The sequence below is a fragment of the Dietzia sp. SYD-A1 genome, assembly GCF_015356725.1.
Lineage (GTDB): Bacteria > Actinomycetota > Actinomycetes > Mycobacteriales > Mycobacteriaceae > Dietzia.
The window spans coordinates 1-3,064 of the sequence record NZ_JADDKI010000455.1 but is presented as its reverse complement, the minus strand read 5'-3'; the positions used below and the strand labels follow the sequence as shown (position 1 = coordinate 3,064).

Genomic DNA, 3,064 nt, shown 5'->3' with positions numbered 1-3,064 from the left:
GCCACCAGGCGGGACCGGCGTCCCGCTCACGAGCCACGCGGTGCAGACACCTGGACCCCGAGGCAGGTCCCGCCACCGCACCGCCGGGGCCCCCGCTCGATCCGTTCCGCGCACCATCCATCGACGTCCATCATGGCCCACTCCGCGCACGGACACCGGTCCGGTGCTCACCGGTCGCCCGTTCGCCTAGGCTGGGGACCTGATGTTCGCGACGAGAGAAGGATCGACGCCCATGGGCAAGCTGACGACCTACCGCGACAAGCGCGCCGAACTCCGCGCCCACGCCGCCGCGCTCAAGGCCACCGCCATGACCGAGGCCAAGCTCGCCGCCAAGGAGACCCGGCACAAGGCCAAGGAGGCGCATCGGGTCGAGCTCGCCGAGGCGAAGAAGCGCGCCAAGCTGGCGGGCAGGAACGCGGACCGGAAGGCCAAGCGGGAGGCCAAGCGCGCCAAGCGGCAGGACGCGCTGGCCCGGAAGGCGTCCCGGAGGGACCGCAAGGCGGAGAAGACCCTCGCCAAGCAGGAACGGGCCACGCTCAAGCGGGAGGCCAAGTTCCTGGCCAAGGACCGGAAGGCGGCCGAGAAGATCGAGGCCGCGGGGCGGAAGCACGAGTACCAACTCGCGGAGATGGAGTTGAAGAAGCTCGAGGGCACCAAACTCGGCAAGGAGGACGTGCAGCGGTGGCTGAGCCTGGCCAAGGTCGCCACCCCGGTGCTGCTCCCGATGGTCTACAAGCTCGTCTCCAACGCGCAGGGTTCCACCGACAGGTCCGCCGCCGGCGCCGTGGACCTCAGGGCGGCGGGTATCGACGCCACCGGACCGGGAGCCGCTCTCGGTGCCCGCATCGTCCGCCTGGAACAGACCCTCGACCAGCTCGAGGTGGACCGCCGCGGCGATCGGCAGGTCGAGGACTTCCTCGCCTCCACCCGGTCCCGCCTCAAGGATCTGAGGACGGCCGTCGAGACCGCCGAGACCACCCCGACCGCCCAGCGACGCGAGGTGCACTCCGCCATCTCCGGCGAACTCGACCGGGTCAACAAGGACGTCCTCGCCCGCCTCGGCGTCACACCGTGAGCGGGGTCCGGACGCGGTGGACCTCAGGCGTGCTCGCCGCCGCCGTGATCGCCGGTGGCGCGGCGGTTCCCGCCACCGTCCTGGTCCCGGTCGCCGCGGCGCACTCGGTCCTCGTCTCCGTGGAGCCCGAGGACGGGGCGACGCTCGACGCCTCTCCGGATCAGGTGGCCCTGACGTTCAACGAGGAGATCAACCAGATGTTCGCCTCGGTCGCCGTCACCACCGGCGACGACCGGACCAATCTGGTCGTGGGAGAGCCCTCCGTGGAGGGCGAGACCGTCACCGCGGAGGTCGATGACCTGCCGGACGGCGCGTACACCGTCGGCTACCGGGTGACCTCCGCGGACGGGCACGTGGTGACCGGCTCGTCCGTGTTCACCGTGCAATCCGCGGCGGGTGCCGCCGGCGACCCGGCGGGCGAGGTCGACGAACACGCCGACCCCGCCGGGAACCAGATCGCCGACGAGACCTCGGGTGAGGCCACGACCGGCGTCAACCCGGCACTGTGGGTCGTCGCCGGACTGGCGGTCCTCCTGATCGGCGGGGCCGTCCTGCTGCTGCGCCGCGGACGGTGACGGGCGGACCAGCTGCACTGACGCCTAGCGCCCGGGCAGGAAACGCATCGCGTTGGTCGCCGGGGCGAGGACGGCGTGCCACTGCTTGCGGGGGAGGAACGACGGCCCACCGAGGTGCATGACGCGCTGGGTCGCGATGGTCTGGGCCTCGGTGTACTTGAGCAGGCCCTCGTCGCCGTGTCGACGACCGACCCCGGAGGCGCCCATGCCCCCCATCGGGCCCGCGACCGAGCCCCATCCGGCCACGTAGCCCTCTCCGACGTTGACGGTGCCCGTGCGCAGACGGGCGGCGATCGCCTCGCCCTCCGCGTCGGACGCGGCGAAGACCGAGGAGTTGAGCCCGTACTCGGTGTCGTTGGCCTTGGCCACCGCCTCGTCCACCGAGTCGACCGGGTAGATCGACACGACCGGCCCGAACGTCTCCTCACCGAAGCAGGTGGCGTCCTCGGGCACGTCGGCCAGGAGAGTCGGTTCGTAGAAGAGCGGACCCAGGTCCGGACGGGGGCGGCCACCGGCCAGGACGCGGGCACCCTTGGCCACGGCGTCGTCGACGTGGGCGGTCACGGTCTCCAGCTGGTCGCGGGAGATCAGGCTGCCCATCTCCGCCTCGAAGTCGTACCCGGGGCCCACGCTCATGGACTGGACCCGCGCGGTGAGCTTCTCGACGAGCTGGGGCGCGACCGACCTCTCCACGTACACCCTTTCCACGGAGATGCAGAGCTGGCCGGAGTTGGAGAAGAAGGCTCGGGTGGCCACCTCGGCGACCTCGTCGAGGTCGGCGCCCTCCGCGACGATCATGGCGTTCTTGCCACCGAGTTCCGCGGAGAAGCCGATCAGACGCTCGCCGCACTGGCGACCGAGCGTCCGGCCCGTGGCCGTGGAGCCGGTGAACATGAGGTAGTCCACGTTCTCCACGATCGCCCCGCCCACGGTGCGGCCCGACCCGGGGACCACCTGGAACAGGTCGCGCGGCAGGCCTGCGCGGTACAACATGTCCGCCGCGGCGAGGGCACAGAACGGGGTGATGGAGGCGGGCTTGATCACCACGGCGTTACCCGCGGCCAGTGCCGCCAGCGCGTCCGTGGCGGCGAGGTTGAGCGGGTAGTTCCACGGCGCGATCACGCCCACGACGCCCTTGGGGTGGCGCCGGATCACGGCCTTGGTCAGGCCCGGGAGCATGCCCTGGACCCGCTTGGGGGCGAGCAACGCCGGGGCCGTCCGGGCGTAGTGACGTGCGGTGATGAGGCAGTCCAGCACCTCCTCCTGGGCCGAGGCCCGGCTCTTGCCGGTCTCCGCCTGGACGATGTCCATGAGCTGGTCGCGGTTGCTCATGACCAGGGAGGCGAACCGCTTGAGAACGGCGACGCGATCCGCGGGCTCGCGCTCCGCCCACGCCACCTGGGCCGCCCGGGCC

Annotated in this window: 3 protein-coding genes; 2 read left to right on the top strand and 1 reads right to left on the bottom strand. The window is 71.6% G+C overall.

The window, feature by feature from the left end:
- Nucleotides 1-232 precede the first annotated feature (232 nt).
- A complete protein-coding gene (locus IY392_RS15615; RefSeq protein WP_107755437.1) occupies nucleotides 233-1,075 on the top strand; it encodes a DUF6474 family protein in 843 nt (280 codons plus the stop codon).
- 29 nt (nucleotides 1,076-1,104) lie between these two features.
- Complete coding sequence (locus IY392_RS15610; protein WP_309234198.1) at nucleotides 1,105-1,650, top strand: copper resistance protein CopC; 546 nt, start codon at nucleotides 1,105-1,107, stop codon at nucleotides 1,648-1,650.
- 24 nt (nucleotides 1,651-1,674) lie between these two features.
- Here the strand turns inward: IY392_RS15610 and IY392_RS15605 are convergent.
- Nucleotides 1,675-3,064 (bottom strand): succinic semialdehyde dehydrogenase (locus tag IY392_RS15605; protein WP_194861700.1); only part of this gene is annotated, 1,390 nt, incomplete at its 5' end.